Source organism: Rhizobium alarense (assembly GCF_021555155.1).
GTDB lineage: Bacteria > Pseudomonadota > Alphaproteobacteria > Rhizobiales > Rhizobiaceae > Rhizobium_D > Rhizobium_D alarense.
Genome location: NZ_JAKGBU010000068.1, coordinates 24637 through 30883 on the forward strand (window position 1 = coordinate 24637; position 6247 = coordinate 30883).

Sequence of the window (6247 nt, forward strand, 5' to 3'; positions counted from 1 at the left end):
TAGATGATGTTGTTCATGACATTCTCCTTCTGTAACGCGCCGGCCGCTGCCGGTCATTTATGCGCTGTGCTCCGTTGGAGGCGGAGGTCGCGACGGCTCAGTTGCGTTTTGTTTGCCGCGACCTGAAAACTCCGGAAACAGGCGCGCGAGAGCGTCACTGTCCCTGCATGCCTGTTCCGTCTCCAGGGAAACGGAAATTGCCGAGCCGAGGCTGACCGGTTTCCGGGGGCGCACGACCGATCGGTGGCCGCCTTCGCGCAGCAGTGTCGCTTCCGCGCCGAAACGGCGCTCCATCAGCCAGTCGCGCGGAACCTTCAGCTCCACCTTGACCGCAATCCGGCCGTCGCCAGTCGTCTCGAAGGCCGTGAGGTGATAGGCAACGGGCGACGTGTCTCCGTCAACGGAGAGCACGCCCCTGCCGTCTGCCTGTGCAAGATGTCGTCGCATGGGCGTCTCCTGTCATGCTCCGCGGTGCGCCCGCCTGCGCAGTCTCCGGGCGCCGCGGCCGGTTGGTGATGTGTGAACCGAATTCAGCTAGCCGGGCACACGCGAGCCGGATGCAGCCTCGCCTTTCGAGGCCGAAAGGCTCGACCGGCCGGGACAAGTCTCCGGCTTTGCGGCGGAAGGACGGCTCATCTCCAGCCATTCCCGTTCAAGGCGGGAGTAGAGATCCTTTGGCATCGTGTTGGTGGGCATCCGGTCCGTCTCCATTTCTGGAAATCGGAATGTCGAGGGTCTGGAAAGGTTCCGTAAAAACCCCGATCGCGTCGTCGGCGACGTCGCCATGCGACTGCTGCGCACAGAACTTTTGTGTCTGCGTGGTGTTTCGGCTGCGCTGCCCGGGAGGAGTATCATGGGCGACACCACCGACCTTTCCACGCCTTTCGACGGGGAGCTGATTCCGCTTCAGCAAACGCTCACGGCGTTTCGTTCGATTGCCGGTGATGCGATGGCCAGTATTTGTCCGAGTCGAAGTCGTCGGGGATACGCCGCCGAGATGACAGGGCGTCTGCAACGAATTCGATCTGCATTGCCAGATAACGCAGCGCGGCCGGCACCGGCCGTCCCGTTGCAATTTCGCGTGCGCGGAAGGCTTTGTAGCCGGCGGATGTCAGGCGCCGCTGCGCTTCAGCCTGTACGGCCGCGCGGGTCGGCCCCGGGTCAAGTCTGTCGATGCGGTCCGTTCCGCCGACGATTTTCGGAATGAAGGGCTGATACATGGCGAGGGTTCCAATGAGCCGCGCCATTCTCCTCCGGAAGCCTTGCCGGAGGCTTTCCGGACAAATGGAAGGGCGGCTTATGCCGCCCTTCCATTCCGATGTTCAGGCCACCTTCTTCTGCGCGGCGGCATTGACGACGCTTTCGGCAAGCGCCGTCAATGCCTCGTCGGTCTTCGCTTCCTCCTTCAGCGTGGCGTCGAGAAGCCGGGCGGCTTCCGCATGTCCAAGCTGCTCGGCCCAGGCCTTCAAGGTGCCGTAGCGCGTGATCTCGTAGTGCTCGACCGCCTGCGCCGAGGAAATGAGACCGGCGTCGAGGGCGGGTGTGCCCTTGAACTCTTCCATGATCTCCTCGCCCTCGGCAATGATGCCCTGGATCGCTTCGCAGGTCTTGCCCTGTGCCCGCTTGCCGATCTTGTCGAACACCTGCTGCAGGCGTTCGACGTGGCCCTCGGTCTCTTCCCTGTGCTTTTCGAATGCGGTCTTCAGCTTCGAGGATTGGGCCGCGCGCGCCATTTTCGGCAGGGCCTTCAGCACCTGACGTTCGGCATAATAGATGTCCTTGAGCGTGTCGTAGAACAGGTCGTTCAGCGTTTTCTCAGCCATGTGGGTATCTCCTGGGTGGGACAAATGCGAGGCTCCTCGCGTGCGGTAACCGCAGAGCCTCGCCATTGTTCCGTCCGTCCCCGTTGCATCCGACTTTTCCGGGACGACGATCGCTGACGCCCGCATCGCGCAAAGCGTCGCCTCGGTCAGCGACCAGGGATCTTGGCAAATGGCAGCTGCAATCTTTGCGCATGCACGAAGTTCTTCACGACCGGCACGCTTGGCCGGTTCGTCGCGTGGCACATGCAACACGGAACACTCATATCCGTCCGTGGCCAGAATGAGGATGCTTGCAGATTTGATAGAAGGCATGCCCGATCCTTTCGTTTCGGGCTTCGGTTTGGGGCGAAACCCTCGACTGTCGGGATCGTTCGGGTCGATGTCCGATGCGCCACTCAATGCGGGGCGGCGATTTTTTCCTTGATGGCCTTGGCCGGCTTGCCTGCCTGTGCCCCGCTGGCTTCGGAAAGCGCGGTGCGAAGCTTTTTGGAACCGGCGATCGCCACCTGCGTCAGGGCGTCGGCTTCCTTGTCGCCCTTGCCCTTTTTGCCGCGGGGCAGCGCCACCCGTTCGAACTCGTCCCGTTCGCGGGTGGCCTGCTCCCAATGTTCGCGATCCCTGCCGCAGGGGCGGCCGTCCCGCTCCCAGAGAGAATACGCGCGCTTGCTAATCCATTCCATTCTCACGTCGTTCATGGTCAGACCCCGTTGTGGCTAGGAAGAACAGTCGGCAAGAATCAATCAGTCAAACTGATCGCAACAGCTTAACCGAAAACAGTTCGATTTCGCACCTGCAACATCTCCTAATAATGATGGAAAAGATAATCGAGGTTGCGATCAGGCACTTTATCTTCTGACGGAGGAGACACTGTGGCCGTTGGCCGCGGCAGGCACCGCCACCTCGTGCTCGATCGGCTTGGGCAGCGGAAGATCTATCGTCTGGGGCGGTGCCACCCGCGGCTCCCGGCCGTCACGCCGAGCCGGCGAAGGATGACCGGCCGTCGTCCCGGATTGTTGCGTCGATGCTCTTTCCGTTATCGTTTTCACGACAGTTCCTCCAGCCGTACCGACTTGTCGGATGAACGTCCCTGGTGGCCCTTGGTTCCGGGCCGGCTGGGGCTAAGGCCGCCCCGGCAGGGCGAAAATGCGCGACAATGCCGTCTGCCCCGATGCGATCGAGAGCGGATGGGCGAGAACACGGTACGCCGCAGGGTCGCGGAAACCGAGTCCCGGTGGTCGTTCCGGACGGCGATATCCCCGTCATGGACAGCAGACCGGGCAAGGCGGGTGCTGGCGCATTCCTGTCTCGGAGACAGTCCGGCACATCACCGGCATGCCACTGTGGATCGATGGCGGGCGGGCAGCTTCGCTGAATATCGTTGCGGGTAACGCTCTGTTTACCTTCGCGCAACCCCTGTCGTGCTAACTGTGCCCCGACAAAACTTTGGCACAGTTCTTTGGCAAGACATGGCTATGGGGACGATCGACATTTTCTCAATTCGGCACAGGCTTGCGCGTCGCGGCGGCGTCGCGCGCGCTCTTGCGGCCGGCCTTTTGATTGCAACGATGCTGAGCGGTTGCATGTCCTCGGGCCTCGAGGACCTTGCCAACACGGTTCCGCCGCTCTCCTCGAAGGTCAAGGCGGAGATGGCCCGCAAGGGCATGACGCCGGAGAGCCCGGTTCTCGTGCGCATCTTCAAGCAGGAAAGCGAGCTCGAGATATGGAAGCGCGACAAGAGCGGCAGATATGCCCTCTTCAAGACCTATCCCATGTGCCGCTGGTCCGGGAAGCTCGGGCCGAAGACGCAGACCGGCGACCGCCAGGCGCCGGAGGGATTCTATCACGTCTCGGCGTCGATGCTGAACCCGAAGTCGCAGTATTACCTGTCCTTCAATCTCGGCTATCCGAACCGGCTCGAGTCCGCGCTAGGCTATACGGGTGACGCGCTGATGGTGCATGGCGCCTGTTCGTCGTCCGGCTGCTATGCCGTCACGGATCAGGGCATCGCTGAAATCTATCCGGTCGTGCAGGCGGCGCTTGCCGGCGGGCAGAGGCAGTTCCAGGTCCAGGCGCTGCCGTTCCGCATGACCGCGGCAAACATGGCGCGCTATCGCGGCAGCGAACATTTCGCCTTCTGGAAGACGCTGAAGGAAGGGTCCGATTCCTTCGAACTCGTCAGGCAACCGCCCAAGGTGTCGGTTTGCAGCGGTCGCTACATGTTCAACGCCGAGTTCGACGGCGGCGAGCCGGCCGATCCGTTGGCGGCTTGCCCGGCACGGCTCAACCAGACCGACCCGCGGCTGGTCGCCGAGGTGCAGAAGCTCGATGCCCTGTCGGCGGGGTCGCAATCGGCGCTGATGTACTCCTATGTCGACGGCGGCATGCATCCGAGCTTCCGCGCGCTGCTCGAAAAGCAGGGCGCGAAGGCGCTGGCGGCCAAGACGTCGCGCACCAAATATCCGATCAGTCGTCCGGATGCCGCTCTTGCCGATCCCTACGAGAACTGACGCCTATCCGTCTCGGGCGGAGACCGGCAGGTGACGGTTCACCTTCATTGGCCGAGGGTGGCAAGGGCAGTCTTTTCCTCTTCGGCGGCGAGCGGCGATCCGGCTTCCGTCGCCTCGATCCAGGCGTCCACCGCGGCAACCGACGAAGCCGGCGCATAGCCGCCTTCGCCGCCCGGCAACGACACCACCAGATGCGTTCGCCATGCCTCGCCGGTGCGGCAGGCAATGGAGACCGTATTGCCGCCGGTGGCGCGCTTCAATTCGAATTCCCGGCAGAGCGCACCGGCCTTGTCGCGGAAGCTTGAGACGAGCCTGGCGGCGCCCGCATCGCCGGAAAGCGTCACCTCGCTTCCCGAGGGAAGCGTATCGAGTGCCGTGCGCAAGACCGGATCGCCGAGGACTGCCAGCTCCGTCGGCGTGCCTGCCTCTCCTGCAAGCCCTCCGAGCAGATAGCCGCCCGCACCGGCGAGCAGAATGGCAAGCGAGGCAGCAAGCCCCATGCCCCAGCGGTAGGCACTTGTGCCGGAGAAGGCCCGTTGCGCCTGCCGTTTCGGAAAGGTGAGCACGTTGTCGGCGCTCGGTGCCGACCTTGCGGGTGCCTCTCGTGCGGCGCGCGCCGCCATGTCGCGAACGGCCGCCAGCAGCGCATCGGGGACCGGCTCGTCGGCAAGCGGCTTCAGATGATCGGCCGCGACGGTGCGGCTTTCCATGAACAGGGCGACGCGCTCGGCGATCGCCGGGTCGGCGGCCATTGCCTCCTCGACCTTCGCCATCGCGTCGTCGTCCAGTTCGCCATCGGCGAAAGCCATCAGCATTTCGTCGTCCAGTCTGGGTTCGCTCATGCCTGGTTGGTCCTGTGGCCGGGTAAACGGGTGACGTCCGGCTTTATTCCGGTCATCTCCATGAGGTTCTTTCGGGCACGGGCGAGGCGACTCATGACGGTGCCGATCGGAATGGACAGGATGTCCGCCGTGTCCTTGTACGACAGGTCTTCCACGCAGACGAGGAGCAGCACCTCGCGCTGTTCCGGCGGCAGGCGGCCGATCGCCTCCGAGACGCTGCGCAGGTCGGACCGGCCTTCCACTTCCGCGTCGCCGTTCGTGCCCGCCAGCTCGGCGTGGTCCGCGATGTCGTCGGGAATTCCCGCCGTCTTCTGCCGGCGCAGGTGGTCGATCCAGAGGTTGCGCAGGATACGGAAAAGCCACGAGTCGAGGCGGGTGCCCGGTTCGAAGCGCTCGGCGCCGAGCAGCGCCCGCTCGCAGGCCGATTGCACCAGATCGTCCGCAAGGTCGCGCGACCGGCACAGCGATATGGCGAAACGGCGAAGGACCGGCAGGAACGCCACGATCTCCTTGCCGATGTCGGACTGTTGATTTGCCAATCGCTCCTCCATGCCCATTTTCTGGCACGGCGGGGAATAGAATGTCCACCGCCGCGTTTATCCCGTGAGCCGCGGCCGCGCCGGTGCCGCAAAAAACATCGGGAGGCAGGCGTGCTTCGTCTTATCGCTTCAAACCGTACGGTCCGCGTTGTCGCGGTCACCGCGGCCTTCACACTCGTTTTCTCGATGGGCTCGGAAACTCCGCCGGGTGGGCGCTCGCCGATCTTTTCGCTCGCGCATGCCGATGACGACGACGATGGCGGCGGTGGACGGCGCGGCGGGCGCGATACCGGCGGCAGCGGCGGTCCTCCCGGCTTTTCCATGCCGAAGAAACAGCTCGATCTGTTCGGCCTCTTTGGGGGGACGAAGCGGCAGACGCGCAAGGCGCGGGTGCGTCGCCTTCCGCGCCCCGCGGCCGTCGAAACGCATGAGGCCCGCGAACTCGTCGCACTCGGCCTCAGTGAACCGCGCCGGGTTTGCCGGAGACCCCAACTCGTGAGAAGTAGGGTCTATGACAAGCAAGACGACGAACAAAT

General features: G+C 63.8%; 7 protein-coding genes and 1 pseudogene. 1 reads left to right on the forward strand and 7 read right to left on the reverse strand.

All coding sequences use genetic code 11. The features are described from left to right. Window positions 1–57: 57 nt before the first annotated feature. The 4 genes from LXM94_RS19180 to LXM94_RS19195 all read right to left on the reverse strand — a co-directional run bounded on the left by LXM94_RS19180 (window position 58) and on the right by LXM94_RS19195 (window position 2518). Window positions 58–447 (reverse strand): hypothetical protein, encoded by a 390-nt coding sequence (locus LXM94_RS19180; RefSeq protein WP_235773069.1) that lies wholly within the window; start codon window positions 445–447, stop codon window positions 58–60. A 470-nt stretch (window positions 448–917) separates the two neighbouring features. Beyond that, window positions 918–1220, reverse strand: coding sequence for a hypothetical protein (locus LXM94_RS19185; RefSeq protein WP_235773070.1), 303 nt, complete (start codon window positions 1218–1220; stop codon window positions 918–920). 102 nt (window positions 1221–1322) lie between these two features. Then, on the reverse strand, window positions 1323–1823 hold the full coding sequence (locus LXM94_RS19190) for a YciE/YciF ferroxidase family protein (RefSeq protein ID WP_235773071.1): 501 nt from the start codon (window positions 1821–1823) through the stop codon (window positions 1323–1325). Between the two features lie 395 nt (window positions 1824–2218). Then, window positions 2219–2518 (reverse strand): DUF2934 domain-containing protein, encoded by a 300-nt coding sequence (locus LXM94_RS19195; RefSeq protein ID WP_235773072.1) that lies wholly within the window; start codon window positions 2516–2518, stop codon window positions 2219–2221. A gap of 777 nt (window positions 2519–3295) precedes the next feature. Between LXM94_RS19195 and LXM94_RS19200 the strand changes: the two genes are divergently transcribed. Next, entirely contained in the window at window positions 3296–4330 is a 1035-nt protein-coding gene (locus LXM94_RS19200) for a L,D-transpeptidase family protein (protein WP_408015669.1), read from the forward strand. Between the two features lie 44 nt (window positions 4331–4374). Here the strand turns inward: LXM94_RS19200 and LXM94_RS19205 are convergent, their stop codons facing one another. The 3 genes and pseudogenes from LXM94_RS19205 to LXM94_RS19215 all read right to left on the reverse strand — a co-directional run. After that, complete coding sequence (locus LXM94_RS19205) at window positions 4375–5172, reverse strand: anti-sigma factor family protein (RefSeq protein ID WP_235773074.1); 798 nt, start codon at window positions 5170–5172, stop codon at window positions 4375–4377. Continuing rightward, entirely contained in the window at window positions 5169–5711 is a 543-nt protein-coding gene (locus tag LXM94_RS19210) for an RNA polymerase sigma factor (RefSeq protein ID WP_235773075.1), read from the reverse strand. The genes LXM94_RS19205 and LXM94_RS19210 overlap by 4 nt, the downstream gene beginning before the upstream one ends. 129 nt (window positions 5712–5840) lie before the next feature. Further along, a pseudogene (locus tag LXM94_RS19215) lies at window positions 5841–6247 on the reverse strand (hypothetical protein); the annotation flags it as partial.

Excerpts from the sequence above, each read along its gene's own strand:
- LXM94_RS19200 (WP_408015669.1), top strand. The coding sequence starts at position 3,296 with ATGGGGACGATCGACATTTTCTCAATTCGGCACAGGCTTGCGCGTCGC.
- LXM94_RS19185 (WP_235773070.1), bottom strand. The coding sequence starts at position 1,220 with ATGTATCAGCCCTTCATTCCGAAAATCGTCGGCGGAACGGACCGCATC.
- LXM94_RS19195 (WP_235773072.1), bottom strand. The coding sequence starts at position 2,518 with ATGAACGACGTGAGAATGGAATGGATTAGCAAGCGCGCGTATTCTCTC.
- LXM94_RS19205 (WP_235773074.1), bottom strand. The coding sequence starts at position 5,172 with ATGAGCGAACCCAGACTGGACGACGAAATGCTGATGGCTTTCGCCGAT.
- LXM94_RS19190 (WP_235773071.1), bottom strand. The coding sequence starts at position 1,823 with ATGGCTGAGAAAACGCTGAACGACCTGTTCTACGACACGCTCAAGGAC.
- LXM94_RS19180 (WP_235773069.1), bottom strand. The coding sequence starts at position 447 with ATGCGACGACATCTTGCACAGGCAGACGGCAGGGGCGTGCTCTCCGTT.